Raw genomic sequence first — 25667 nt, forward strand, 5'->3', positions numbered from 1 at the left:
CCCAGCGGCGGACGCCGAGGCGAGGTCGGGGGTGTTGGAGTGTCCATCGGTCTGCTTTCGCTTCTCGTCCCGCACGATTTCCCCTCGAAGGGGTAGAGGATGGCACGAAAGTCTACCGGGCCTTGCTGTCACTACCGTTCAGGAAGCAGGCGACGTCCGGTCCGAAGTCTCTTTGCGTGCGGCTTCCTCGAGCGCGGCGGAAGAGTGCGCGGCGGAAGAGTGTAAGTACACTTACCGAAGTGATTGCGTGCAAGAATCCGGCCCTGCGGTCCGGGGGCAGTCCGGCTTGGGTGTTGGATGGCAACGCGGGCATGGAATTTTCGGGCGTCACGAGTATGTATCTGGAGCGGCAATGACTTCTGCACGGACCTTTGAATCTATCGTCATCATTTTCAATCCCAACAGCACCGGGGATGCGCGCCGGCTGGCCGAAGAGCTCCACGCCGAGCTGGAGGATCTTCTCAGCTACCCGGTGGACATCAGGCTTCAGCCGACGGCACATGCCGGTCATGCCGTGGAGCTGGCGCGGGATGCTGTCAGCGGGGGCGGAGACGTTCTGGTGGTTTCCGCCAGTGGTGACGGCGGCTACAACGAGGTCGTCAACGGTGTGATGCAGGGTGGCAATCCCAGGGCGGTATGCGCGGTGCTCGGGGCGGGCAATGCCAATGACCACCGGCGCAGCACCGGTAGCCAGCCGCTGGGGGAAGCGATCGCCGAGGGTATCGTGCGGAACATCGATTTGCTGCGCGTGCACACGGGTGAGGCAGCGGATTCGTCTGCGGAGTATGCGCACTCCTACGTTGGATTTGGGCTTACCCCGGTGGTGGCCATCGACTTGGAAAAGGGCGGCAAGGGGGCCCTGAAGGAAATGGTCTCGGTGGTTCGGGCTTTTTCGAAGTTTGAGCCCTTTGAAATACGGCAGGCGGACGGCTCGCACCGTAGTCTGGACAGCCTCGTGCTCGCCAACATTCCAGAGATGGCGAAGTACGCCACACTGAGCGACGCGGACGACAGCAATCTTTGCGACGGTAAATTCGAAGTGATCGTCTTTTCCCACATGCCAAAGTGGAGGGTCCTTTTGATGGCGCTGCAGGCAGCCACGAAGGGCCTAGGGGACCAGCCCAGCGTGAGCAGCTACTCGTTCACCACCGTCAAGCCGCTTCCGTATCAGATCGACGGCGAAGTGAAGTCCGTCGACGCAAATATGCCGGTCAGGATCGAGTGCGTCCCGGCGGCCCTCGCCACCTTGGGATAAACAAAGCACTACCTGATGCAATGGAACTTGTGGCGGAGCGATCTGCGATACAGTAAGCAAGCTTAGTACTGCGTCGGGTATCGTGCCTTTTCTTCGGGCACGCACGGCAAAGTCCCTCTCGATGCATGACCCCGCCGGACAAAACGGTTGGCCAACATAATAGGAGCACGAATGGAAATCTGGCCCGGATCGGCGTACCCCCTTGGCGCCACCTTCGACGGAACCGGAACCAACTTCGCTTTGTTCAGCGAGAGGGCGGAAAGGGTCGAGCTTTGCCTGTTTCAGGACGACGGTTCCGAAACCAGGGTCGATCTCGTGGAAGTCGATGGCTACGTGTGGCATTGCTACCTTCCGCAGGTGCAGCCCGGCCAGAAGTACGGCTACCGGGTCCACGGCCCTTATGATCCTGCCAACGGGCAGCGCTTCAACCCCAACAAGTTGCTCCTGGACCCGTACGCAAAAGCGGTGCACGGCCAGATCGACTGGGACCCGGCGCTGTTCTCCTACAACCTGGGCGATCCGGACTCCCGCAACGACCAGGATTCCGCGCCGCACATGATGTTGGGTGTGGTCGTCAACCCGTTCTTCGATTGGGACGGGGACCACCTGCCGCGTATCCCGTACCACCGCTCGGTCATCTACGAAGCGCATGTTAAGGGCCTGACCCAGCTCCATCCCGAAGTTCCGGAAGAACAGCGGGGTACCTATGCCGGGGTTGCGCACCCGGCTGTCATCTCCCACTTGCAGAAGCTCGGCGTGACGGCGATCGAGCTTATGCCGGTGCATCAGTTTGTAAACGACGGCACCCTCCAGGACAAGGGGCTGAACAATTACTGGGGCTACAACACCATCGGGTTCTTTGCCCCGCACAACAGCTACAGCTCCTCAGGAGACCAAGGCCAGCAGGTCCAGGATTTCAAGGCCATGGTCCGTTCGCTGCACCGGGCCGGTATCGAGGTCATTCTTGATGTCGTGTACAACCACACGGCCGAGGGCAACCACCTGGGTCCCACGCTGTCCTTCAAGGGGATCGACAACTCGGCGTATTACCGTCTGGTGGATGGCGACGAGAAGCACTACATGGATTACACGGGTACCGGGAACACGTTGAACGTGCGCAGCCCGCATTCGCTGCAGTTGCTCATGGATTCCCTGCGTTATTGGGTGACCGAGATGCACGTGGACGGGTTCCGCTTCGACCTCGCAGCGGCACTCGCGAGGGAATTCTACGACGTCGACAAACTGTCGACCTTCTTCGAGCTGATCCAGCAGGATCCGGTGGTCTCGCAGGTCAAGCTGATCGCGGAGCCGTGGGATGTCGGTCCGGGTGGCTACCAGGTGGGCAATTTCCCGCCGCAGTGGACGGAGTGGAACGGCAAGTACCGGGACACGGTCCGTGATTTCTGGCGCGGGGAGCCGTCGACGCTGGGTGAGTTCGCGTCGCGGTTGACGGGGTCGGCGGACCTGTATGAGCATTCCGGGCGTCGTCCGGTGGCGTCGATCAACTTTGTCACGGCCCATGACGGCTTCACCTTGGCGGACCTGGTGTCCTATAACGAGAAGCACAACGAGGCCAACGGCGAGGGCAACAACGACGGCGAGTCCCACAACCGTTCGTGGAACTGCGGTGTCGAGGGGCCCACGGAGGATCCGAAGGTCCTGGCGTTGCGGGCGCGGCAGCAGCGGAATTTCATCGCCTCGATGCTTCTTTCCCAGGGTGTTCCGATGCTGTTGCACGGGGATGAGCTTGGCCGGACGCAGCGGGGTAACAACAACGGCTATTGCCAGGATTCCGAGCTGACGTGGATCAATTGGGACAGTGTGGACCAGCCGCTGGTGGAGTTCACGGCGGCGGTCAGTGCTTTGCGCGCGAAGCATCCCACGTTCCGGCGCAGCCGCTTCTTCGACGGCCGCCCCGTCCTCAGGGGCGAAGGGGCGCCCCTTCCGGACATCGTCTGGCTGGACCCTGACGGAGATTTCATGCGGCCGGAGGATTGGGACAACGGCTTCGGCCGCTCCGTGGGGGTGTTCCTCAACGGTGACGGGATCCGCGGCCGGGACAACCAGGGCCGGCGCATCACGGACGTCAACTTCCTGCTCTACTTCAATGCCCACGACGACGAGGTAAAGTTCAGGCTGCCTTCGGACGAGTACGCTCCGGCCTGGGACATCCTCATCGATACCGCGGGCGAGAGCGCCGACTCCGAGCCTGTCGAAGCAGACGGCCTGGTGTCCCTCCGGGCGAAGTCACTCATGGTGCTTCGTGCGCACAGCACTCCAGAGGAGGTCCCGGACCACTCGGTGGCCGCGTCGCTCGCAGCGTTGACGCATACGGCGACCCCCGAAACCGCGGCGCTCACGTCTCCTGCCGTTCCGGAGCCGAAGACAACGAAGAAGCCGGCCGCCCTGAGCCCAAGCGAGCAGGACTGATCTTGGGCGCAGCCGGAGGACGCGCGGGCAGGGTCTGAGCGTATAGCGGCCTCAGCGCCCTGCCACGACGCCGTCGATTTCGACGGGCAGGTGCGAGGGACCACGCAGGAACGGGCTTGGGCGGTAGCTTGGCGGGTCGTCGACGAGCCGCGGGTTCTCCACCCTGCCCGCGAATGCCGCGAGGGCGATCTGGGCTTCCAGGCGGGCGAGGGGCGCGCCGAAGCAGAGGTGGATGCCTCCGCCAAAACCGAGGTGCTCGTTGTTGGGCCTGTCGGGAATGAACAGCTCTGGCTGGGTGACGTGGACGGGATCGCGGTTGCCCGCGGCCAGGAGCAGTGTGAGCGACGCGCCTGCCGGGATGGTTGTTCCTGCCATGTCGATGTCGTCGAGCGCTGTGCGGAAGGGAACGAAATGCACCGGCGGCTCGTAGCGCAGCAGCTCCTCGACCATCGGAATGGAAAGACCGGGGTCGTTGCGCAGCCTCTGAAGTTCGTGCGGGTGGCGGAGCAGGGTGAGGACACCGTTGGAAATGAGGTTCACCGTGGTTTCGTGTCCGGCAATGAGCAGGAGAAGTCCCGTGCTTACGAGCTGATCGGCGGGCATACGGCCACGGCCTTCAGGGCCGTCATCGGTGGCAAGCGCTGAGAGCAGGTCGTTTCCCGGTGCCTCGCGGTGGGCTTCCACAAGTTCTTCCATGAAGGCACGCAATTCCGGCGATGCGGCCCTGCGTCGTGGGTGGGCCGAAGTGGCGCATTGTGATTCGCCGAAACTTGTCGTGTTCCGGCGGATCCATGTTCAAGAACGTCGGAGACATACCGGGGCCGTCGCCGTCCTCTCCGGCTCCCGCGGCGGCCGCGACCGGGTTGTGGCTGAAATCGGAACTCACCCGGGGGTCATGCAGCAGCGAGGAGATCTCTGCATAACCGCTGGCAACGTACGTTCCGTCCTGAAGCCGTGCCACGGGAGTCCTGCGGAGCTCCGCATATAACGGGTAAGGGTTGGCCCCACGATGCGGCCCTTGTAACCGTAAACGGCCAGGAACCGCCACTGGGCCACCGAGCCTTGGACGATGGCGACCTCATCGGCAGCCGAAGGCACTCCCACGCTTTTGATCTCGGTGCCGAATTGAACCGACCAGAATTTCGGCACCGCCAGGTGCGGCAACCGGCGTCGCACGCGACGCCCCACACGCCGCATGCCAAGCCGGAATCCGCGAGCCATTCCACATTGCGGACCGAACCCAGCGCAGCCACCGCAACGTCCACCTCGAGGGCTGTTCCGTCCGACAGGACGGCGCGGCGCAGCTGTCCTGTGTCATCGCCTCCAAGGGATGTGACCCGGACACCGCAGCGCAGATCCACGCCATGTTCGATTTGCAGCTTGCCGGCTATTGCGCCGATTGTCTCGCCAAGGGCTGCGACCAGGGGAGCCGGCCCAGCCTCCGCGACGGTGACCGGCAAGCCCAATTCCCGGCACACGGAAGCGACCTCGCAACCTATGAATCCGGCCCGGATGACGAGCACCCGGCGGGGGTGGGCTGCGAGGAGTCGGCGCAAGGCTGCGGAGTCCTCACGGGTGCGCAATGTCAGCACTCCGGAAAGGGCGGCCTCCGCCGCGTTGGGCCAGGGGCGGGAGCGCAAACCGGTTGCAATCAGCAACTTGTCGAAGCCGATCCGGCTGCCGTCGGCGAGTTGGACCTGCTTGGTTGCCAGATCGAGGCTGCTCGCGGCTACGCCCAGCCGCCAGGTGGCACCGATGTCCCGGCGCCGCGGCAGCGAGGTGTCCGCCGATCGGAAAGACCCGGCCAGGAGCTGTTTCGACAGCGGCGGCCGGTCGTAGGGCTGGGCAGGTGCCGCGGGACCAGCGTGGTGGCCGACACCTGGCAGGCCAGGTGGGGGATCCCGCCGCGGCGGGGCAAAATTGCGGCTCCATCGAAGTGCCCCGTTAGGGTGGGGCATGGGCGACAAGGAAAAGGCCATCCGAAGGTCCGGAATCACCACCAGGAAGGTACTCCATGACTGAAGGCAACAATTCGCCGAACAAACCCGCAATGTCGGCGATTTGGTCCGACGGCCTGGGCCGCGCCGGGATCCGTTCAGGGCAGATGCTTCTGGTCATCGCTTTTGTATCGGTGATTTTGTGGGCGATGACCAGGGTGCCGCTTGTCATTATCCCGGTCACTATCGCGCTCATTCTCTCCTCTGCAATATCCCCCCTCGTGCGCTGGCTGACTGCTCGGCGCTGGCCCCGGGCCCTCGCGGTGGCAGCATCGTTCGTGGGGATCCTCGTAGTCTTCGGCGGAGTCATCACCGGAATCGTCTTTCTGATCAGGGCGCAATCCAAGGAGCTTGCCGTGAAATTCACTTCCGGCGTCGAGCAATTGCACCAATTCCTGAACAATGGACCGTTCAGGGTGAGCGACGAACAACTCCGTTCCGTGTCTGAGTCCATCCAGCGTTTCTTCACGAGCAGTAGTTTCGGTGCCGAAGCGCTGACCGGCGCCCGCACCGTCGGTGAAATCCTGGCGGGCCTGGTCCTCATGGTGGTGATCTTGTTCTTCTTCCTCAAGGACGGCGAGAAGATCCGGACCTTCCTCTTTGGATTCCTTCCGGCGGCGCACCGCGGGAAGGCCCATCTCGCTGCGGAACGGAGCGCCACGGTCCTGGGCGGCTATGTCCGGGGCACGGCTCTGATCGCAGCGGTAAACGGCGTGATCATCGGGACAGCCCTGGCGATCCTCGGTGTCCCGCTTGCCCTGCCCCTCGGAGTTTTTGTGTTCATCGGCGGGTTCATTCCCATCGTTGGTTCCACGGCGGCCGGCACCCTCGCTGTGGGTGTGGCTCTCATCTCCAACGGTCCAGTGATGTCCCTCATTGTCCTCGCTGTCCTCGTCGCGGCCAACCAGCTTGAGCACCACCTCCTCCAGCCCGTTTTGATGGGCAAGGTCCTGAGCATTCATGGACTGGCCATTTTGCTGGCCTTGGCCATTGGGACGATGCTCGCTGGGGTTATCGGTGCTTTGTTGGCCGTGCCGACCGCGGCTGTTGCCTGGACTGCAATCAAGACGTGGACCGGGCGCGGCGAAGCGACGGCCGCGGGTATCGACACCACCGATGAAACCGTGGCCTGAGCAGGGCTCACAGCCGGAAACTCGATCCTAGGGTTTCGCGAGGAGCTCGTCGTGCAGCTGCTGCAGGTGTGAAGGTTGCTCTGCCAGTGCGCGCGTAGTCGGTGGGGGAGTAGGTGCCTGAACGCCCGCGAGGGGATCATCGGTCCGGGGGACGGTGAGGCTCAAAGCCCCGCCGACGTCGGGCGCCGCTGCATCGCGGCGGGTGAGGGCCGGCAGGTTCCAACGATGTTCGATTGTCGCAAGGATGCTGGTGTGATCGAGCGGGACAGGACCCGGAGATCGAAAGACGGTGCCACCGGGGATGAGCGGACTGATCAGCACCGTTGGCACCCGTACCCCGAAACGGGTGAAGTCGAATCCGAATTCTCCCGGGGTGTCATCCGGTGGCGTCGCGCCCCAGGGCGGGGCGACGTGGTCGTAGCACCCGCCGTGTTCGTCATACGTGACGATCAGCAAGGTGGAGTCCCAGGCCGGCCCGTCGTGGACGGCACGATAAGCGTCTAGCAGGAACTGTTCGCCGAGAGCGACGTTGTAGTTGGGGTGTTCGCTGTTGCCGGTCGAAGACCAGGAAGGCTCCAGGAAAGAGTACGAGGGGAGCTTCCCCGCCGCCGCGTCGGCCTGGAAGTCAGTGAAGAGGCCAATGTTCGACGCCGGAGCGTGCCGCGTGTCGTCGAAGTCGAGTTTCGTCAGGGGCGATGTGGTTTCGCCGTAGATCTTCCATGTGATGCCATGGTTGCCCAGCTGTCCGAAGATGCTCGGCACGGTGAACCGTTTGGCTTTGTCATCCAAGTTGCCCTGGCTGGTGCCTGCACAGGCGAAGGCCCGGTTGGGCATCGTCATCGTGGGAACCGACGCGAACCAGGCATCGCAGACAGCGAACCCCTTCGCCATCGCCGACAACACAGGCAGCGTCTCTGGCGTGAAACAGCCCATGATCATGTGCTCGCTTGTGCCCGGCACAACGTGCCAGCCCTTGGCAAGGTTGTCCTTGATAGCGGCGGCATAGTTGGTTACAAAGCCGGTCATGGCAGGAACCGACCCCGGATTGGGCGCGCCGGTGCTGCCAAAGAGCTGGTCGTTCGTCGCTTGGTATCCCTCGCCGGGGTCGGCGCCTGGCATGAAGTAGACATCGGGGGTCGAGGGAGTCAGTCGATACACCTGGACTGGACTGCCGTCGGAGCCGGGACAGGACTCCGTTCCATTCAAGCCCTGAAAATGTTCGCCCGTGGGGGAGACATTCCCAGAATCGGCATAGAGGTATCCGAGCATGTGATCGAATGAGCGGTTTTCGAGCATCAGGACCACAATGTGCTGGACGGCGTTGAGACCAGTTGCCGCCAAGGTGACCATCCCCTTCGGAAAGAGTTCCTGTCCGTGCTGAACAGTCTCCCACGACGCTGTCCCGGTGGACATGCCTCCGGCTCAGTGCTTTCAGCCGGGAACGGTAGCCATGATGCGTTCACCATTGAAGTATTCGAGCTGCCAGCCGTCAACGTCATGGTGGTGGGCGAGGTTGAGCGCCGCGTTGTCGATGCTGTCCAAGGGGCGGCCGATGGCGCGGCCCAGGCTCAAGCGCAGGAGCGTCCCATGGGCGACGACAAGGACGCGGCGCCCGCGGAATTCTTCGGACAACGCTTCCAGTGCGGCCAAGCCGCGGCATGCTGCCTCGTCCTCGCTTTCCGCGCCGCGGAAACCGCCGGGGATCCGCAGTGCCTCCAGTTCGGATCCTGCCTGCAGGCCCTCGGCAGGTCCAAAGCCGCGTTCGGTGAGCTCCGGCACCCGCCGGTCCACGCTGAGTCCGAGCCCAGCGGCGATCAGTTCGGCGGTTTCGACGGCCCTGCTCAGCGGTGAGGAAACGATGACGTCCCACTCGTAACCGGACAGGACGGCGACGGCGTCCCGTGCCTGGCCGCGGCCGACGTCGTTCAACGGAATGTCGGTGGATCCCTGCAGCCGGCGCTGCGCGTTCCAGTCTGTCTGACCGTGGCGGACGAGGGCGAAGGTAGTAAGCGACATGCCTTCCATTCTGCCTTGAGCCCGCGCGGCTTGGATCAATGGGGGAATCCGTGACTTCGCCAAAAACCCCTCAGTTAACCGCTTATAACTCTTTCCTTCGCCAGTTGTTCATAATAGGGTGCGTGTGGGGCTTGAGGGGCAGCTCGTACCCTCGCCATTCTGGACAATTACAAAGGGGAGTTGTGTCCAATAGCCAGCAGTCGCCTGACGAGCCACGCGACGGATCGCAAATTGAGAGTCATGGGCCGTACCCGGACCCGGCGGTGCCAAACGATACTTCCTTGGACCCAGGGTGGCCAGACAGGGTGCCCAGGCATTCCGGGGGGATCTGGCGAAACCGGGATTTCTGGCCATAGCGGGCAAACACGCCGGTAAGTAAACGCAGCGTGAAGGTTCGGTCAACAGGGTTCGCGAACCCGGAAAACCGGGCTTGGCGATGATGCGGCCTTTATACGCTGGACCCATGAATGCCTCGCTCAAGCACCGCAGTCCCCTTACCGGCGGTCTGGTTCTGGCCGTCGTTTCAGCGCTCCTTGGCCCCGTGGGACCGGGCCATGCGGATGATGGCCGTAAAAGTGACAACAGCACGGACCAGAGTGCCCACCTCACCCTTGGCGCCGCTGACCTCCCCGAGAGCCGGACGGTGACAAGCCTCGCCCCCGGCGTCACGCTGACCAAAATCAAACGCGGTGGAGCCGACACTTCTCTTTTCTGGACGGCCGAAGTCGCCATCCCCTCCGATTCGCCGGATCCGGATGCTCCGACGTCGGCGCTCTCAAGCAAGGACAGCGCACAGCGCACGGCGGACAAGCTCAAGGCCGCCGGCGTCGATGCCCGCGTTGAACATGTCCAGTCGCCGCAGCTTGCGGACGCGGGAGGGGATTTGGGCTATCGGGTCCGGGCCGGCCAGTTTGCCGCGCAAGCGGACGGCGCAGGCGTCGTCGCGAAAATCAAGGCTGCCGGTTTTGCCTCCTCGGTGATCTACACGGGTTGGGACGGTGACGCCGATACGAGCCCCAAGACGCGCGGGCCGTGGAATCTCGACGTCATCACGATCGACCCCGGGAAGTACCAAGGCCAGCTCGCCGCCTCGTTCGGAGCGGATCTGGAGAAGCGCGAGACCACGAGCCAACTCGCCTCCGAAGCCCATGCCCTCGCCGGCGTGAACGGAGGCTTCTTCGTTTTCGATCCGAAGGCCGGTGCCGAAGGCGACCCCGCAGGGGTCGGTGTCTATGGAGGCAAGACTCTTAGTGAACCCGTGGCGGACCGCCCCGCGCTTGTTATCGACGGAAAGAAGAACGCCAGCAGCATCCAGCGACTGACCTGGGATGGGAAAATCTCCTCCTCTTCCGGGGACGTGCCTTTGGATGGCATCGACCGGGTTCCTGGGCTGATCCGCAACTGCGGCGGCGCCAACGATCTGCCTACCTCAGGCCCGCTCCAGGATGTTACCTGCACGAACTCCAACGAGCTCGTCACGTTCACTTCGGACTTCGGGCCCTCCACGCCTGCTGGGCCCGGCCTGGAAGTGATGGTGGACAGCCACGACACCGTGACCTCCGTCGCCGAAACCCGTGGCGCGGCCGTCCCCCAGGGCGGACACACCATCCAGGCAACCGGGACCGAGGTCGCGCGGCTCCGCGCACTCGCTCCGGTGGGCGCCAAGCTGAAAATCGACGCCGGGCTGCTCGGCCAGGATGGGAAGACCATGCACCCCAACAAGGCTACGAGCGTGGTCAACGGCGGCCCGCTGCTGGTCAAGGACGGCAGTGAAGACGTGACCGCACGGCATGACGGCATGGTGCATCCCGACGACGGAAACAGCTTCTACTACGGCTGGGTCCACAAACGTAACCCCCGGACCTTTGCCGGGACGGACGCCCAGGGCAGGACCATGCTCGTCACCGCAGATGGACGTTCCACTGCCTCGCTCGGACTGAGCCTGAAGGAAGAGGCCGACGTTGCAATGTCACTTGGCATGGTTCAGGCCATGAACCTGGACGGCGGCGGCTCGACAACCACCGTTGCCGAGGGAAAGGTGCAGAACAGCCCCTCGGGCGGGTCGGAGCGTGCTATCGGGGACGCGCTCCTTGTCCTGCCGGCCCGGAAGGATGATCAGTAGCTCAAGGAGGACAGGGGCCCCGGCGCCCGGGGCCCCTGCGCTAGATCCAGTCCCGCTTCTTGAAAGCCAGGTAGAGGAATACTGAACCGCCGACCATGAGCGCGCTGGATAGCCAAAGGCCGTAATCGTTCTGGAAGCCGAAGAATGGCACGTTCTGCCCGAAGAAACCGGTCACCGCGGTGGGGACGGCGATGATCGCAGCCCAGCTGGTGACTTTCTTCATGACCAGGTTCATCTGGTTCCCCTGAATGCTGATGTGGGTTTCCAGGATGGTGGTGACCAGGTCACGCAGCGATTCCGTCCATTCCGTGGCGCGCAGGACGTGGTCGTAGACGTCCTGCAGGAAGGGCTGCATCGCCGGGCTGCAACCGACCAGGTCCTCCCGCCGGAGGAGCGTGTTGAGGACTTCACGCATGGGCAGGACCACGCGGCGGAGCTTGACGAGGTTTTTGCGGAGTTCGAAAGTCTTTCGCTGCAGGTCGTGTTCGGGGGAATGGTCCTCGAAGAGCGATTCTTCGAGGGCGTCGATGTAGCCATCGAGTTCCTGGACGGCGTCGAAGTGCCCGTCCACAATCATGTCCAGCAGGCCCCAGAACAGGAAGGGCACCCCGTGGTGGGCAAGGTCGGTTTCAGCGTCCCAGTGCGCCGTCAGCTTGTCAGTGTCGAACTCGGGCCCGTGTACCGTCACCAGGGCGTTATGGGTCACGAAGGCCGAGACCTCGGCGACGGCCAGTTCCCCGGTTCCAGGCTGGAGAGCTGCCTGGTAGGCCGAGAGGAACAAGTGGTTCGGGTAACGATCGATCTTGGGGCGCTGAAAGTCGTGGACGGCGTCTTCGACGGCGAGGCGGTGAAGCCCGTAGACGGTCTCGACGCCGAGAAGGTCATCCGCCGTCGGGTTCGTGTAGTCGATCCACAGCACCACGTCGTCCTGGCGGGCCAGGGCCTCGATCTCGTGGGCCCGGACATCGTCGCGTTCGAGCTTGCCTTCTCGGTATAACCGTATGAAAACCATTCGCCCATGGTACGGGACGGGTACCGGTGCTACCTGAGTGGCGGGGCTCGCCAACGGGGACGTGCCTTTACCGCCGTTACCTCCCTACAATTAATTGCGGCCTCGCGGCGTCCTGCCGCGGCCCGCCGACAAAGGAGAGCCATCATGGGTTGGGGTGAGAGGATCCATCACGCTGCCGGGAAACTTCACGGCAAGGCCACGGAAGCGGCCGGCGCAGCCACCGGCAATGACCGGCTGAAGGCTGAGGGCAAGTCCCGTCAGTTAAAGGCCGATATGAAGCTGGCAGGCGAAAGGATCAAAGGCGCCTTCCGGAAGCACTAGTCCGCCGACGCCTACAGCAGGGCGCGGGCCATACGGTCCGCGCCCGCGTCATGTCCAGGGCTTGATCAAGGACACCTTCGCGGAAGTCCCTCAACACGTTTGGGTTGGCTAACGCGAATACTCTAAAGTTGTTGCCCGATGGCAGCCCTGAATGAAACGCCCGATCAACAAGCGACCGCACCCCGGGGGCCGGTTTTCGTCGACGAGTCAGGTCGGCGCCTCCGAACGCTCAAGTTCGCCGGACTCGCGGCCCTCGGGCTCGTGGCGGGATATGTCCTCCTCCTGCTGGTGGCGTTCATGGGCGGCCCCAACGTTGCCGCACCATACCTACCTTTGCCGGCCGCAGCCAACCCTCCGGCACCTGCTCCGGTTGCCCCGGTGGCCCGGGACCTACCGTTCTCCCCGTCAGCGCCGCCTTCTGACAGCACTGGGCTCCCATCAGGCGGTGCCCGATTGGCCGCCCCTTCGCCGACGACGGCGCTGGAGGCCCTGGTGACTTCGCCCGTTCCTGCAGCGCAAGCGCCTACTGTTGCCTCTACGCAGCAGCCTGCCCGTTTCGCGCCGGGTGCAGTTCCGGCGCCGAGCACAGGACGGACGAGTCCGGGTAAGAGCGGGACGGCTCCAGGCAAGGCCGCGCGACCGTCCACGCCGACCCACCCGTGAATGCGCGCCGCGTGAGCAAGCGCAATGCTCGGGTCAGTGTCAGGGCGCACTGGTTCATCCTTCTGGCTGTCCTGTTTGCGCTGGCTGCCTCCCTCGCCGTGCAAGGGTACATGCATCACTTGGCCGGGATCGGCGACGACTCCATCGCTGCGGGTGGAGCTGCTGGTACTGTCCCGGACGCGGTCTCGCACGGTGGTCCGGTGGTCGATTCCCGTGGCGGGACCGTTCGTACCGTCGGTCCGGCGGATCACACGCTTGCCCTGACTTTCGACGACGGTCCGGACCCCGTCTGGACGCCCCGGATCCTCGACGTCCTCCATGCGCACCATGTCCATGCCACGTTTTTCGTTGTCGGTTCGGCTGCCATCGAGAATCCCGACCTCGTGCGCCGCATCCTGGCGGACGGCAACGAGATCGGCGTGCATACGTTGACCCATGCGGACCTTGGAAGTGCTCCGGCGTGGCGACAGCAGCTTGAGGTGCAGGGCGATGAGCAGGTGATCGCCGGAATCACGGGCCGCGCCGCGACGCTCTTGCGGCCGCCCTACAGCTCCGAGAACGATGCCGTCAGGGACGGCACCTGGACGGCGATGCGCGCGGCGGCCAACCAGGGCTACCTCACGGTCCTCACCACCCAGGACAGCGAGGACTGGCAGCGGCCAGGCGTGGGGACAATCGAGAAGAACCTCACACCCTCAGGCACGCAGGGCCAGGTTCTGCTCATGCACGACGGCGGCGGAGACAGGGAACAGACAGTCGCCGCCCTCGACTCCGCCCTCACGAAGTTCGCGGATCAAGGGTTCCGGGTCACGACGGCGGGAGACGCCGTCGGGATCGCGAGCATGCGCGATGCCTCGGCAGGGGAGCAGGCCAGCGGAACCGCGTTGGTGTGGGGAATCCGGCTTAGCGATTTCTTCATCACCGCCATCTCGTGGGCGCTCGTTGCGGCCGGGGTTGTCACGGTTGTCCGGGCCGTCCTCGTGGTGGTGGTGGCTTCCCGCCACAGTCGTGCGGCGCGCCGCTCCCGGGCAGCGGGCGGCAGTCGACGCCGGGTGGATATGCCGGTGCGGCCCGAAATCACCGAACCGGTGAGCGTCATTGTCCCTGCGTACAACGAATCGGCCGGCATCGAAGCTGCAGTCCGGTCCATCGCCGCTTCGAGCCATCCGGTCGAGATTATCGTGGTCGACGACGGGTCCACCGACGCTACCGCTGACATCGTTGAAGCGCTTGGGCTGCCGGGCGTCACCTTGATCCGGAAGGAGAACGGCGGTAAACCGTCCGCCTTGAATGCCGGGCTTGCCGCCGCCAGCCACGACCACGTGGTGATGGTCGACGGGGATACTGTCTTCGAACCGGAAACAGTGCACGCCCTGATTCAACCCTTCGCGGACCCGCGAGTGGGCGCGATTTCGGGGAACACCAAGGTTGCCAACCGCGGAGGGATCCTCGGCGCCTGGCAGCACATCGAGTACGTTGTCGGCTTCAACCTGGACCGCAGGTTGTTCGACGTCGCGGAGTGCATGCCGACCGTCCCGGGGGCTATTGGTGCCTTCCGCCGCGATGCCCTCATCCGGGTGGGCGGAGTCAGCGACGAGACGCTTGCCGAGGACACGGACCTGACCATGTCGCTATGCCGCGACGGCTGGAGGGTTGTGTACCAGGACGATGCGAGGGCGTGGACCGAAGCCCCCGCGAGCCTCGGGGCGCTGTGGAAGCAGCGATACCGCTGGTGCTATGGCACGCTTCAGGCAATGTGGAAGCACCGGGGCGCTGTCCTGCAGCACGGGGCGGCCGGCAAGCTTGGCCGGCGGGGACTCTGCTACCTGCTGGTCTTGCAGGTGCTGCTTCCGCTGTTCGCACCGGTGGTGGATGTGTTCGCCATTTATGGCCTCATCTTTCTTGACCCGGTCCGTATTGCGGCGCTCTGGCTGGTTTTCCTCCTCGTCCAATTCCTCATGGCCGCTTATGCTTTCCGACTCGACAATGAACGGCTTCGCCCGTTGTGGACGCTTCCGCTCCAGCAGTTCGTCTACCGGCAGCTCATGTATCTCGTCGTCATCCAGTCCGTGGTCACCGCCGTGGCGGGAGTTCACCTGCGTTGGCACCGGATGGAGAGGTATGGCAGTCTGCGGGTTCCGCCGGCCAAGTAGGCCGGACGTAGCGAGGGACCAGCCAGGACGTGCCCCTCGGCTTCCTAGGCCTTCGCGCGTAGCTCCCGTCGAAGGATCTTCCCCGACGCCGACTTTGGAATCACCTCGACGAACTCGACCGATCGCACGCGCTTGAACGGCGCCACCCGTCCGGCGACGAACTCCATGACGTCCCCGTCCCCGAGTTCGGTCCCGGACTGCCGGACCACGAACGCCTTCGGCACCTCTTCGCCGTCGTCAGCGTTGATGCCGATGACGGCGGCGTCCGCAATGCGTGGGTGGGTGAGCAGGAGCGCTTCAAGCTCGGCAGGCGCGATCTGGTAACCCTTGTACTTGATCAGCTCCTTGAGCCGGTCAACGATCGTGACGACACCGTCTGCTGTGACGGTCGCGATGTCGCCGGTGCGGAGGAAGCCATCCGGATCGATCGTCGCGGCTGTTGCGTCGGGCCGGTTCAGGTAGCCGAGCATGACCTGCGGTCCACGGACAAGGAGCTGCCCGGGCGCGCTGGGTCCCTCGTCCGGGACGTCGATCTCTTCGGCGGTGGCCGGGTCGAGGAGCTTGCATTGCGTATTGGGCACGGTGTAGCCCACCGAATCGAGAGGGACGCCCTCGGCGCCGTCGCGCGGGATCGCGTGGGAAACGGGGCTCAGCTCGGTCATCCCGTACCCCTGGAGCACTGTGCACCCGAGCCGCTTCGCGACAGCGTGCCCCAGTTCGCCGTCGAGGGGCGCCGCTCCCGAAAGCACGGCCTGGACGGACGAGAGGTCGTACTTGTCCACGAGGGGATGTTTCGCCAGCGCGACGGCGATGGGCGGCGCGATGAAGAGGTACGTACAGCGGTTGTCTTGTGTGATCCGGAGGAACTCGGAGAGATCGAATTTCGGCATCGTGACGAGCCGGGCACGTTCGCCAAGGGCGTGATTGAGCAGGACGGTGAGCCCGTAGATGTGGAAGAAGGGCAGGACGGCGAGGAGCACGTCGTCGGGAGTCACGCGGAAGAAGGCGCTCGACTGGGCGACGTTCGCCACGAGGTTGTACTGGCTCAGCAAGACGCCTTTCGGCTTTCCGCTCGTGCCCGAGGAGTAGGGTATGACAGCCGCGGCGTGCGGATCGATGCTGAGCGCCGGCGCGGGAAGGCCGGCTTCGAACACGTCCGCCAGCGAGGGATGGCCTGCGGCGGCAGCAAGTTCGCCGCCGTCGAGCACGACGAGCCGTTCCGCCGGGATCCCGGCAGCCGAAGCTGCTTCCTCCGCCCGTTCCAGGAAGGGGGAGATGGTGAAGAGCCAGGAAGCGCCCGCGTCGCTGAGCTGGCTGCCTACTTCATCGGCGGTATACAAGGCGTTGACGGTGGTGACGGCCGCGCCCGCTCGCAGGACCCCGTGGAAGACGACGGCGAATGCCGGCACGTTGGGACAGAAGAGGCCAACTGTGGTCCCGGGGCCGGCTTCATGGCTCGCGAGCCAGCCAGCCGTGGCGTCGACCCGGCTGACGAGTTGCCGATACGTCATTTCGGCGCCGGAGGTTCCGTCCACGAGTGCGATCCGGTCGAGGTCCTCGTCGCTGAGCCCACCGAACAGATATTCATAAATCGTGACTTCGGGGATCTCTACATCAGCGTAAGGGCTGGTGAACATTGCGGCTCCTTCGGCGCACGACGGCGGGGAGTCGCCGTCGTGGGTACATTACACCCGGCGGTGCGGGGCCGGGACAAGGGCGGCCGCGGCCGGATGCGCCTCCGGCAGAAGGGTTCACGCCTCGACCAGGTCCGTACAGGATGCGTCGACCAAGGCGGGCGCGTGCCAGGGCCTGCGGGTCCGATCCCTTGGAGGGAGCGGATTATGGTGGCGCGCCGGAACGGGAAGTTTCGGTTTCGCGGAGGACTGGGTTGCCGTACGACCGGAACCGGCGGGGGCGGCACTGATGCTGGACGGTATGGCACTTCCGGGCATAGATCGGTGATGAGGCCCATTCCTGCGTATTCGCGTACGTCACTGATGCCGCGCACCGCGGCGCGCTTGTCGGGAAAAGACTTGGAGACGGCTACCACCGTTCCGTCCGGCGCCTTGAGCCTGAATCTGAAGCTCGTATCCTCGTCGATGAAAAGTTCAAACATCCCGGTCATGCGTATCCTCCTGAACAGCGGACGGCTCGCGACGCCCGGTAGGTCTCGCCGGGAATGGGGAGCGTCGTTGCGCCCCAGGCGTTCTTGCTCCGGCAAATGGATCATCTGACTCACAGTGTGTGGTGCTCGCCACACGGTGTAGTTAACCAAAGTACGGGGAAGAATCTTGCCTGGCTAGTGCATCCGGAAGGCGCTGTGGTTGCGACTGCTTCTTAATTAAGGCTGTTCGAGATTACCGCTGTTCGAGATTATCGCTGTTCGAGGATCCGGTGCGCCGCGTCCTGGGCGGCCAGTGCCCTGTCATCTACAACCTGGCCGGGCAAGTGTCCGGCGGCAGCGATAGCCCGCCGTAACTCCGCCACGGTGCGTGGGGTGCTCACGCCCAGGTGGGCCATCGCGTGGCAGTTGGCGCACAACGGCACAAGGTCCGCTATGGGATCCAGCCGGTAGCCAGCGCCAAGCTGTGAAACGGGAACCACATGGTGGACCTGGATGAAGTCCTTCCCGATGTCCCCGTAGCTTACTTCGAAGGAAAAGGCGCACACGGCACATGAGGTTCCATGGAACGCAAGGCAGATCCGGCGGCCTTCGGGGTCCTGCTCGTAACGGTTTGTCTCAATCCGGCTGATGGCGCCTTCGGGGTAGGTTCCTGGAACCGTCTGCCACGGCTCGGGAGCCATTGGTCCGTGCTCCCGCCACACACGGTGAAGGCCGGGTTCCGATTCCGGTGGAAGGAGGCTTCCGGAACCGCGAAGGGCGTCCCAGGGCACGCCGGGCACTTCGGTTGAGAGGACACTCGGCGGAATCTGGCCGCCGAGGGGGAGCAAGGCATCAAAGGCCACGCTCACGTACCGCGCAATACCCTTCGCCTCGGCGGGTTGCGGCGCCTCATAGCTTTCGGACATGACCACGCCGTGTCCGATCAGCCCGCGTCCGTGGGAATCGGCGCCTTGCAGGAAAAGCCATGCCTGGCTGCCTGCCTGGATCTTCCGGTGCCGCCCGATGTTCCACCGCTCCAGGAATCGGCCTGTTTGGGCGATCTGGTCGATCACAGCCTCGTAGTTCCAGCCGTTCCAAAGCCGTGGATTCCATCCGAGGATGATGGCTGCCATGGCTACCCCTCCCTACTTGCCCAAGATTCTAGGCGAGCCGGCGCCTGACGATTTCGCTGACAGCCTTGCCGTCGAAGCGGCCGGCGACCTTTGCTGTGACGGGCTTCATAACTGCGCCCATCTGCCTTCTCGTGAGTTCTGCACCGCTGGCCCTTAAGGCGGCGATTGCCTCGTCGACGATGTCCTCGACTTCGGCCGGAGTCAGCATTTCGGGCAGGTAGCCTTCGATGACTTCCGCTTCGGCGAGTTCCGCGGCTGCGCGGTCGGCTTCGCCGGCCTCCGTGTAGATGCGGGCAGTGTCCCGGCGCTTGGCGGCCTCCTTCTGGAGGAGGGCCGTCACCTGCGTGTCATCCAGCTCGACGGGTGTCTTGCCGGACTTCTCACGCGTCTCGATTTCGCCCAGGACGTTGCGGACTGTAGTGAGCGCGGTCTTGTTGCGGTCCTTCATGTGGACTACGACGTCGGCATGCAGGCGTTGCTTCAGGGTGCTCATGGTAATCCCCTCCGGTTAGTGGTTGTTCTCATTCTTCACGGTCTGGAGCATCTGTGCAGGAGGGCCTGCAGGCTGACGGCCCGGTATCCAAAATTCTGCCTCGGGCGATCCCCCATGAAGGCCCTCAGCGACGTAGCATCAAGGTAGGCGGCTGCCAGGAGTGTGGCGAAATGTTTGAGAGATTTACGGACCGTGCCCGTCGCGTTGTTGTGCTTGCCCAAGAAGAGGCACGCATGCTCAACCACAACTACATCGGTACCGAGCATATCCTTTTGGGGCTGATCCAGGAGGGTGAGGGCGTTGCCGCCAAGGCGCTTGAGTCGATGAGCATTTCGCTCGATGGCGTCCGCGAGCAGGTGCAGGAGATCATCGGCCAGGGGCGGCAAGCCCCGTCCGGTCACATCCCGTTCACCCCGCGCGCCAAGAAGGTGCTCGAACTCGCACTCCGCGAGGCCCTGCAGCTCGGCCACAACTACATCGGTACCGAGCACATCCTGCTCGGCCTCATCCGCGAGGGTGAAGGGGTCGCAGCCCAGGTCCTGGTCAAGCTTGGCGCCGACCTCAACCGCGTCCGCCAGCAGGTCATCCAGTTGCTCTCGGGCTATGAAGTCAAGGATCCCAGCGGAATGGTTGCCGGACCGAGTCAAGCCGAGGTGGCTCCGGCCGGTTCGGTGGTGCTGGACCAGTTCGGCCGCAACCTGACCCAGGCTGCGCGGGAAAACAAGCTTGATCCGGTGATCGGCCGCGAGCTGGAGATGGAACGCGTCATGCAGGTCCTCTCCCGCCGCACCAAGAACAACCCTGTGCTGATCGGTGAGCCCGGCGTCGGCAAGACCGCCGTCGTCGAGGGCCTTGCCCAGGCGATTGTCCGCGGCAACGTGCCGACGAGCCTGAAGGACAAGCAGCTCTACACACTCGATTTGGGCTCGGTGGTGGCCGGTTCCCGCTACCGCGGTGATTTCGAAGAGCGCCTCAAGAAGGTCCTGAAGGAAATCCGCACCCGCGGCGACATCATCCTCTTCATCGACGAGATCCACACGCTCGTGGGCGCCGGTGCTGCCGAGGGTGCCATCGATGCCGCGTCCATCCTCAAGCCGTTGCTGGCCCGCGGTGAACTCCAGACCATTGGCGCCACCACCCTGGATGAGTACCGCAAGCACATTGAGAAGGACGCCGCGTTGGAGCGCCGCTTCCAGCCGATCCAGGTCCAGGAGCCCTCGGTGGCTCACACCGTTGAGATCCTGAAGGGACTGCGCGACCGCTACGAGGCGCACCACCGGGTGACCATCACGGACGGCGCCCTGACGGCCGCGGCCAGCCTCTCCGAACGTTACGTTTCCGACCGCTTCCTCCCGGACAAAGCGATCGACCTGATCGACGAAGCCGGTGCACGCCTGCGTATCCGCCGCATGACCCGTCCGCCCGAGCTCAAGGCCATGGACGCACGAATTGCCGAGGTGAAGAGGGAGAAGGAATCGGCCATCGACGCCCAGGACTTCGAAGGCGCCGCCTCGCTTCGCATGGACGAGCAAAGACTTGCCGCCGAGCGCAGGGAAAAGGAGCTGAGGTGGAAGTCCGGCGGCATTACTGGCGTTTCCGAGGTCAATGAGGAGCTGATTGCCGAAGTTCTCGCGAATTCCACCGGCATTCCGGTCTTCAAGCTCACCGAGGAAGAATCCAGCCGCCTGCTCAAGATGGAGGAGGAGCTGCACAAGCGCGTTATCGGGCAGAATGAGGCGATTAATTTGGTATCGCGTGCCATCCGCCGGACCCGTGCAGGCCTGAAGGATCCCAAGCGTCCGGGTGGCTCGTTTATTTTCGCCGGCCCCACCGGGGTGGGCAAGACCGAGCTCGCCAAGGCTTTGGCCGAATTTCTGTTCGCCGATGAAGAGGCCCTCATCACGCTGGACATGTCCGAGTATTCGGAGAAGCATTCGGTGTCCCGGCTGTTCGGTGCCCCTCCGGGCTACGTCGGCTATGACGAGGGAGGTCAGCTGACCGAGAAGGTCCGCCGTCGTCCGTTCTCCGTGGTGCTCTTCGACGAAGTGGAGAAGGCGCACTCCGACTTGTTCAACTCGCTGCTGCAGATCCTGGAAGACGGCCGCCTGACTGATAGCCACGGGCGGGTGGTGGACTTCAAGAACACGGTGATCATCATGACCACCAACCTGGGTACGCGCGATATCTCCAAGAGCGTCGCGACCGGTTTCCAGTCCGGCACGGACACCACCACCGGTTACAACCGGATGCGGGCACGGGTCACCGAGGAGCTCAAGCAGCAGTTCCGTCCCGAGTTCCTCAACCGGGTCGACGACGTCATTGTCTTCCCGCAGCTCACCCAGGAGGAGATCATCGAGATCGTGGACCTGATGATCCGTCGGCTGGAGCAGCATTTGGCCGACAAGGACATGGGTATCGAACTCACGGACGCCGCCAAAGTGCTCCTGGCGGCCCGGGGTTACAACCCGGCCATGGGTGCCCGGCCGCTGCGCCGCACCATCCAGCGCGAGATCGAGGACCAGCTCTCCGAGAAAATCCTCTTCGGCGAGCTGCACCCCGGTGACATCGTCGTGGTCGACGTGGACGGCGAAGGCGACGATGCCAAGTTCACGTTTGCCGGGAATGCCAGGCCGCGCATCCCTGATGCGCTGCCCGCGGTGGGCTGACCCGGGTTAACGCGGTGGGCTGACCCGGGTTAACGCGGTGGGCTGACCCGGGTTAAACCGGGCTAAGGGGCGGCACGTCGTTCCGCCGTCGGGCCTGGCTCATTCCAGCTGGTGTCCGAGGCTCGTGAGCAGGCGTGCGACGGCGTCCTCCGCGGTTGGCGGTGGGCCGAAGACTTCGCGTTGTCGCGAGGTATCGGCGACATAGCGGCCGGTCTGGAACCATTCCATCATCGCCTCCAGGTCCGGGCCCATCCGGTTCATCGGGCTGAGGGCGAGCTGGACCTGCCGGCCGAGCAGTCGGGTGGAGATATCAGCGATGTCCTGCATGCTTACCGGCCGGTCCCAGCCAATGTCGATACGCTGCCCTTCGACTCCGCTTGCGTCGACTGCTGCCGCAAGATATCCCGCGAGGTCCCTTGCAAGGACGAACGTCAGGGGAACGCTCGGCGACCCGAACCAGGTGAGCCGCCCCCCGCTGAAAGGGTCGCCGAATCGAGTGGTCTGCTCAAGGAATGCGCCCGGACGCAGAGCCACGAAGGGGACTCCGAGTTCTTCCAGGCGATCCTCGGCCAGTTTCTTGTGCCAGAAGTGCGGAACATCCGGTGTTTGATCGCAGGTGAGGATACTGGTGAGGACGAATCTGCGAATGCCGGCGCGGCTGGCCGCATCGACGAGGTTGCGGTTGCCCACCGTGTCGATCGCAGGGCTGTCGCCCTCCCGGTGATGGGTGTATCCGGCTGCGGAAGTGATCACGGCGTCGGCGCCATTCATGGCGCTGGCAAGGGACTCGGGATCCATCATGTCGCCAGCGGCGATCGTGGCCCCTAGTTCCTCAAGGCGCCCCGTATCCGAACCGGGACGCACCAAGGCCCGGACTTGCTTTCCTCCCGCCAGCAGCCTGGACACCACCTGGCTGCCCAACATGCCCGTGCCCCCAACAACAAGCACCGGTCCGCGGTCAGTCGTTGTTGACTCGGAGATCGTCACAGTTCCGTGCCGGTGGCGCCTTGATCCTCCACCGCGCCACGCCACCCTCCGGTTTCGTTTCCACGCGCCTCGATGAACTCCTTGAATTTCTTCAGGTCGGCCTTCACCTGCATCGAGTCAACTTGGAGCGCGGCTCCGGCCTTCTCCACGAAGGTTTCGGGCGCCCACTCGAAATGGACCTTCACATGCGTGTGGTTGGCGTCCAGCGGCGAGAACCTGACGATCCCGGCGTGCGACTTGCCGTCAATACTGCGCCAAGCAATCCGGTCGTCGGGTTCCTGGTCGACTATTTCCGTGTCGAATTCCCGTTCCACGCCACCTATCTTGGTGACCCAGTGGTTGGTCGTGGCGCTCAACTGGGTTACGGATTCCACACCGGACATAAATCGCGGAAACGACTCAAACTGCGTCCACTGGTTGTAAGCCGCGCGGACGGGGACGTCCACGTCGATCGCTTCTTCAACCTTTTGCATCTTTCCTCCTCCGTTGGACTGGTGTGAGCCGGCCGCAGGAATGGCCCGTGGCCCCTCCGGGAAGCCAGCCACTCTTGAACATTAAGCCTGCTGACTACTCACGTCCAGTGTTCCCACGAGCACAGGCCCGATTGCCGATGCCTCCCGGATCCTCAACCGGCAAACACACGCCCCGAACTCAGGGAGTGAGCAGGACCTTGATGGCACGCCGTTCGTCCATGGCGCGGTAGGCCTCGGGCGCTTCCTCCAGCGGCATCACGGTGTCGAACACCCGGCCCGGATTGATCTTGCCGTCAAGGACGTCCGCGAGCAGTTCAGGGATGTACGTGCGGGCCGGAGCCATTCCGCCGGCAATCGAGATGTTGGTGTCGAACAAATAGCGCAGCGGGGCTTCGGCTCCGCCCGTCGGGACGCCTACAAAGCCAAGGGCGCCGCCGGGCCGGACACTGTGCAGTGCCTGGTCCATGGATTCCTTGGTTCCGACGCACTCCAGCACGGAGTCTGCCAGAACGCCACCCAGCAACTCGCGGACCTTGGCGACGCCGTCTTCGCCACGCTCGGCGACAATGTCGGTGGCCCCGAACTCGAGGGCAATCGCCTGGCGGTCGGCGTGCCGGGACATCGCGATGATTCGCTCGGCTCCGAGCCGCTTCGCGGCGAGCACACCGCAGAGCCCTACAGCGCCGTCGCCGACGACGACGACAGTCCTGCCGGGGCCCACCTTCGCCGCGAGGGCGGCGTGGTGGCCGGTGGCCATCACATCGGACAGGGTCAACAAGCTCGATCGCAGGGCGTCGTCGGGTTCCGTGACGCCGGGAACCTTGACGAGGGTGGACTCGGCGAGGGGTACGCGCACGGCCTGGCCCTGGCCGCCGTCGATCGCGTGTCCGCTGTCATCTTTGCCGCCCCAGCCGGCCAGATGGTCGCAAGCCACCGTGACGCCGGCCAGGCATTGCGGGCAAGCGCCGCAGCTGACCACGAACGGAGCGATGACAAAGTCGCCGACCGCCAGCGCCGTGATGTCGTCGCCGATGCTCTCCACGGTGCCGATGAATTCGTGTCCGATGGCCGAAGGCTGGTGGGTGGGCTTCACCCCGCGGTACGGCCAAAGGTCCGATCCGCAGACGCAGGCGGCCGTGACTTTGACGACGACGTCGGTGGGCAGCTGGACCGTCGGGTAGTTACGGTCTTCAACACGGATGTCGCCGGGACCGTGGATGATGGTGGCGCGCATGGAGGCTCCTCAAATGGTGGTTGTTGGGCTTGAACCGAGTCTAGCCCCGCGCGGCCTGTGGTCACGTACTGGCCGGTAGCCAAGAGGGGATTCATCCAGTGAGGCGTGGTAATGTCCGTTTCCTGAACGAGAACGTTCAGTAAATTAGATATCTTGCACGGATTGGAAGGGAACACATTGTGGAGGAGCGCGGCGTTGTGGGGTCGGCAAGGGGGAGCGCCGGCACCGAAATGCGGAAGCTGCGCGGCCGTCCCCGTGAAGGCAGGGTGGACGCCGCGGTCCTTGCCGCCGCAGCCGAACTGTTGGGTGAAGCCGGGTTCGCGCGCCTGACGATGGAGCTGGTTGCTGCGCGCGCCGGAGTGAGCAAGGCCAGTCTGTACCTGCGCTGGCCCAATAAGACGGCACTTGTTGCCGACGCGATCGGGTTCCGCGCCCGCCCCGTTCCCGAACTCCCGGACACCGGCTCACTTCCTGCGGATATGCGGAAGTTCCTCGCGGATCTGGCCCGCAACCGCGGCGTGGCGAGCAAGGCAGTATCGGCCTTGAGCGGTGAAATCGCCAGCAACCCGGACCTGCGCAAGGCGTGGCGGGCGAGGGTGTCCGGGGAGCTTGAGGGATCCGTGCGACGCCTCGTCCAACGTGCCGTGGACCGGGGGGAGCTCCCTTCCAGTACGGATGTGGATTTGCTCGCAATGCTGCCGCTGGCGTTGTTGCAGTTCCACCGGCTCGAGGGCGACGCGGCACCGGGCAGCGACTTTTTCGAACGGATCGTCACGCAGTTCTACACGCCCCGGCCGGGATCTGATCCTGCCGGGGGCCAGCCGCCGTCGGGAAGTGGCGCGTGAAGAACAACCGCGGGCCCGCAGCGACCGGGCGGGACAGGCAGCGGGATGTCCGGGGAAATGAGCGATTGACAGCCTTGACCGGCGTGGTCCTCCTCGTGCTCAGCATCGTCGAAATCCTCACGGTCCCGGCTATCAGGGACCCGTTGTCCATTTCGCTGCATCTTTTCGTCGGAGTGGTGCTCGCCGGGCCGGTGGCACTGAAAATCGCGAGCACCGGTTACCGGTTCTACCGCTATTACAGTGGATCGCCCGCCTATCGGCTCAAGGGACCGCCACGGGTACTCCCGCGGATCCTTTCGCCCTTGCTGATCTTGGCCACCGTTGCGCTCATTGCGAGCGGCATAGGCCTCGCATTGGCTGACCCGGCCGATCCTGGCCCGCTCAGGCCGCTGCACCACGCGAGCTTCGTATTGTGGCTCGTGCTGCTGGTGCTCCACCTGATCATCTACCTCAAAACCGTGCCGGGCCTCATCTCCGCGGATTGGCGCCAGTCGAAAGCTGCCCGCGTCAACGGCAGGACGTCCCGGGCAACCGCCCAGGTGGCCGCCCTCGCCGCCGGGGTGATCGCCGCGGTCGCGCTTTATCCCGCGTTCTCCGCCTGGCTGCGGTGAACACTGTCCTTCTTCTCCT

At 64.3% G+C, this 25667-nt stretch carries 22 protein-coding genes; 10 read left to right on the top strand and 12 right to left on the bottom strand.

Annotated features, from left to right (window positions below; genetic code table 11):
* Positions 1–352: 352 nt before the first annotated feature.
* Both J2S96_RS02155 and glgX read left to right on the top strand, forming a co-directional pair.
* Complete coding sequence (locus J2S96_RS02155) at positions 353–1255, top strand: diacylglycerol/lipid kinase family protein (RefSeq protein WP_306859421.1); 903 nt, start codon at positions 353–355, stop codon at positions 1253–1255.
* Positions 1256–1426: 171 nt separating this feature from the next.
* Entirely contained in the window at positions 1427–3685 is a 2259-nt protein-coding gene (gene glgX, locus J2S96_RS02160; RefSeq protein WP_306859423.1) for a glycogen debranching protein GlgX, read from the top strand.
* A gap of 51 nt (positions 3686–3736) precedes the next feature.
* Here glgX and J2S96_RS02165 read toward each other — a convergent pair whose 3' ends face one another.
* Positions 3737–4381, bottom strand: coding sequence for a cytochrome P450 (locus J2S96_RS02165; protein ID WP_306859426.1), 645 nt, complete (start codon positions 4379–4381; stop codon positions 3737–3739).
* 197 nt (positions 4382–4578) lie between these two features.
* Complete coding sequence (locus tag J2S96_RS02170) at positions 4579–5643, bottom strand: NAD(P)/FAD-dependent oxidoreductase (RefSeq protein ID WP_306859429.1); 1065 nt, start codon at positions 5641–5643, stop codon at positions 4579–4581.
* 56 nt (positions 5644–5699) lie between these two features.
* On the opposite strand from J2S96_RS02170, the gene J2S96_RS02175 reads away from it, so the two are divergent.
* Positions 5700–6815 carry an AI-2E family transporter gene (locus J2S96_RS02175; RefSeq protein ID WP_306859431.1) on the top strand — a complete coding sequence of 372 codons (1116 nt, stop codon included), beginning with the start codon at positions 5700–5702 and terminating at the stop codon, positions 6813–6815.
* A 27-nt stretch (positions 6816–6842) separates the two neighbouring features.
* Here J2S96_RS02175 and J2S96_RS02180 read toward each other — a convergent pair whose 3' ends face one another.
* Positions 6843–8228 carry an alkaline phosphatase family protein gene (locus J2S96_RS02180; protein ID WP_306859433.1) on the bottom strand — a complete coding sequence of 462 codons (1386 nt, stop codon included), beginning with the start codon at positions 8226–8228 and terminating at the stop codon, positions 6843–6845.
* 18 nt (positions 8229–8246) lie between these two features.
* Complete coding sequence (locus tag J2S96_RS02185; RefSeq protein WP_306859435.1) at positions 8247–8831, bottom strand: histidine phosphatase family protein; 585 nt, start codon at positions 8829–8831, stop codon at positions 8247–8249.
* Between the two features lie 463 nt (positions 8832–9294).
* On the opposite strand from J2S96_RS02185, the gene J2S96_RS02190 reads away from it, so the two are divergent.
* A complete protein-coding gene (locus J2S96_RS02190) occupies positions 9295–10953 on the top strand; it encodes a phosphodiester glycosidase family protein (protein ID WP_306859437.1) in 1659 nt (552 codons plus the stop codon).
* 40 nt (positions 10954–10993) lie between these two features.
* Here J2S96_RS02190 and J2S96_RS02195 read toward each other — a convergent pair whose 3' ends face one another.
* Positions 10994–11965 (bottom strand): magnesium transporter CorA family protein, encoded by a 972-nt coding sequence (locus tag J2S96_RS02195; RefSeq protein WP_306859440.1) that lies wholly within the window; start codon positions 11963–11965, stop codon positions 10994–10996.
* Between the two features lie 144 nt (positions 11966–12109).
* On the opposite strand from J2S96_RS02195, the gene J2S96_RS02200 reads away from it, so the two are divergent.
* The 3 genes from J2S96_RS02200 to J2S96_RS02210 all read left to right on the top strand — a co-directional run bounded on the left by J2S96_RS02200 (position 12110) and on the right by J2S96_RS02210 (position 15102).
* A complete protein-coding gene (locus J2S96_RS02200; RefSeq protein ID WP_306859442.1) occupies positions 12110–12286 on the top strand; it encodes a CsbD family protein in 177 nt (58 codons plus the stop codon).
* A 138-nt stretch (positions 12287–12424) separates the two neighbouring features.
* On the top strand, positions 12425–12949 hold the full coding sequence (locus tag J2S96_RS02205; protein ID WP_306859444.1) for a hypothetical protein: 525 nt from the start codon (positions 12425–12427) through the stop codon (positions 12947–12949).
* A gap of 11 nt (positions 12950–12960) precedes the next feature.
* A complete protein-coding gene (locus J2S96_RS02210) occupies positions 12961–15102 on the top strand; it encodes a bifunctional polysaccharide deacetylase/glycosyltransferase family 2 protein (protein WP_306859446.1) in 2142 nt (713 codons plus the stop codon).
* 44 nt (positions 15103–15146) lie between these two features.
* Here J2S96_RS02210 and J2S96_RS02215 read toward each other — a convergent pair whose 3' ends face one another.
* From J2S96_RS02215 to J2S96_RS02230, 4 genes are all read right to left on the bottom strand, one after another.
* Positions 15147–16739, bottom strand: a complete 1593-nt coding sequence (locus J2S96_RS02215; protein ID WP_306859448.1) for an AMP-binding protein — start codon at positions 16737–16739, stop codon at positions 15147–15149.
* A complete protein-coding gene (locus tag J2S96_RS02220; RefSeq protein WP_306859450.1) occupies positions 16712–17332 on the bottom strand; it encodes a YegP family protein in 621 nt (206 codons plus the stop codon). Before J2S96_RS02220 ends, J2S96_RS02215 begins: the two co-directional genes overlap by 28 nt.
* Before the next feature lie 143 nt (positions 17333–17475).
* Positions 17476–18339, bottom strand: coding sequence for an HNH endonuclease (locus J2S96_RS02225; RefSeq protein WP_306859452.1), 864 nt, complete (start codon positions 18337–18339; stop codon positions 17476–17478).
* Positions 18340–18367: 28 nt separating this feature from the next.
* Entirely contained in the window at positions 18368–18832 is a 465-nt protein-coding gene (locus J2S96_RS02230) for a GatB/YqeY domain-containing protein (RefSeq protein ID WP_306859454.1), read from the bottom strand.
* A 170-nt stretch (positions 18833–19002) separates the two neighbouring features.
* Here J2S96_RS02230 and J2S96_RS02235 point away from each other — a divergent pair, with 170 nt between their 5' ends.
* Positions 19003–21498, top strand: coding sequence for an ATP-dependent Clp protease ATP-binding subunit (locus J2S96_RS02235; protein WP_306859456.1), 2496 nt, complete (start codon positions 19003–19005; stop codon positions 21496–21498).
* Between the two features lie 99 nt (positions 21499–21597).
* Here J2S96_RS02235 and J2S96_RS02240 read toward each other — a convergent pair whose 3' ends face one another.
* The 3 genes from J2S96_RS02240 to J2S96_RS02250 form a co-directional block, all read right to left on the bottom strand.
* On the bottom strand, positions 21598–22422 hold the full coding sequence (locus tag J2S96_RS02240; RefSeq protein ID WP_370872981.1) for an SDR family oxidoreductase: 825 nt from the start codon (positions 22420–22422) through the stop codon (positions 21598–21600).
* A gap of 59 nt (positions 22423–22481) precedes the next feature.
* A complete protein-coding gene (locus J2S96_RS02245; RefSeq protein WP_306859460.1) occupies positions 22482–22958 on the bottom strand; it encodes an SRPBCC family protein in 477 nt (158 codons plus the stop codon).
* Between the two features lie 178 nt (positions 22959–23136).
* On the bottom strand, positions 23137–24192 hold the full coding sequence (locus tag J2S96_RS02250) for a zinc-dependent alcohol dehydrogenase family protein (RefSeq protein WP_306859462.1): 1056 nt from the start codon (positions 24190–24192) through the stop codon (positions 23137–23139).
* Between the two features lie 179 nt (positions 24193–24371).
* Here J2S96_RS02250 and J2S96_RS02255 point away from each other — a divergent pair, with 179 nt between their 5' ends.
* Together J2S96_RS02255 and J2S96_RS02260 are read left to right on the top strand one after the other, a co-directional pair.
* Positions 24372–25037, top strand: a complete 666-nt coding sequence (locus J2S96_RS02255; RefSeq protein WP_306859464.1) for a TetR/AcrR family transcriptional regulator — start codon at positions 24372–24374, stop codon at positions 25035–25037.
* Positions 25034–25648 carry a hypothetical protein gene (locus J2S96_RS02260; RefSeq protein WP_306859466.1) on the top strand — a complete coding sequence of 205 codons (615 nt, stop codon included), beginning with the start codon at positions 25034–25036 and terminating at the stop codon, positions 25646–25648. The genes J2S96_RS02255 and J2S96_RS02260 overlap by 4 nt, the downstream gene beginning before the upstream one ends.
* The last annotated feature ends 19 nt before the right edge of the window (positions 25649–25667 follow it).

This window comes from Arthrobacter bambusae (genome assembly GCF_030812595.1).
Taxonomy (GTDB): Bacteria; Actinomycetota; Actinomycetes; order Actinomycetales; family Micrococcaceae; genus Arthrobacter; species Arthrobacter bambusae_B.

Coding starts and splice junctions, on each gene's coding strand:
- J2S96_RS02155 (WP_306859421.1), top strand. CDS start 353: ATGACTTCTGCACGGACCTTTGAATCTATCGTCATCATTTTCAATCCC.
- glgX (WP_306859423.1), top strand. CDS start 1,427: ATGGAAATCTGGCCCGGATCGGCGTACCCCCTTGGCGCCACCTTCGAC.
- J2S96_RS02165 (WP_306859426.1), bottom strand. CDS start 4,381: ATGGAAGAACTTGTGGAAGCCCACCGCGAGGCACCGGGAAACGACCTG.
- J2S96_RS02170 (WP_306859429.1), bottom strand. CDS start 5,643: ATGCCCCACCCTAACGGGGCACTTCGATGGAGCCGCAATTTTGCCCCG.
- J2S96_RS02175 (WP_306859431.1), top strand. CDS start 5,700: ATGACTGAAGGCAACAATTCGCCGAACAAACCCGCAATGTCGGCGATT.
- J2S96_RS02180 (WP_306859433.1), bottom strand. CDS start 8,228: ATGTCCACCGGGACAGCGTCGTGGGAGACTGTTCAGCACGGACAGGAA.
- J2S96_RS02185 (WP_306859435.1), bottom strand. CDS start 8,831: ATGTCGCTTACTACCTTCGCCCTCGTCCGCCACGGTCAGACAGACTGG.
- J2S96_RS02190 (WP_306859437.1), top strand. CDS start 9,295: ATGAATGCCTCGCTCAAGCACCGCAGTCCCCTTACCGGCGGTCTGGTT.
- J2S96_RS02195 (WP_306859440.1), bottom strand. CDS start 11,965: ATGGTTTTCATACGGTTATACCGAGAAGGCAAGCTCGAACGCGACGAT.
- J2S96_RS02200 (WP_306859442.1), top strand. CDS start 12,110: ATGGGTTGGGGTGAGAGGATCCATCACGCTGCCGGGAAACTTCACGGC.
- J2S96_RS02205 (WP_306859444.1), top strand. CDS start 12,425: ATGGCAGCCCTGAATGAAACGCCCGATCAACAAGCGACCGCACCCCGG.
- J2S96_RS02215 (WP_306859448.1), bottom strand. CDS start 16,739: ATGTTCACCAGCCCTTACGCTGATGTAGAGATCCCCGAAGTCACGATT.
- J2S96_RS02220 (WP_306859450.1), bottom strand. CDS start 17,332: ATGATCCATTTGCCGGAGCAAGAACGCCTGGGGCGCAACGACGCTCCC.
- J2S96_RS02225 (WP_306859452.1), bottom strand. CDS start 18,339: ATGGCAGCCATCATCCTCGGATGGAATCCACGGCTTTGGAACGGCTGG.
- J2S96_RS02230 (WP_306859454.1), bottom strand. CDS start 18,832: ATGAGCACCCTGAAGCAACGCCTGCATGCCGACGTCGTAGTCCACATG.
- J2S96_RS02235 (WP_306859456.1), top strand. CDS start 19,003: ATGTTTGAGAGATTTACGGACCGTGCCCGTCGCGTTGTTGTGCTTGCC.
- J2S96_RS02240 (WP_370872981.1), bottom strand. CDS start 22,422: ATGTTGGGCAGCCAGGTGGTGTCCAGGCTGCTGGCGGGAGGAAAGCAA.
- J2S96_RS02245 (WP_306859460.1), bottom strand. CDS start 22,958: ATGCAAAAGGTTGAAGAAGCGATCGACGTGGACGTCCCCGTCCGCGCG.
- J2S96_RS02250 (WP_306859462.1), bottom strand. CDS start 24,192: ATGCGCGCCACCATCATCCACGGTCCCGGCGACATCCGTGTTGAAGAC.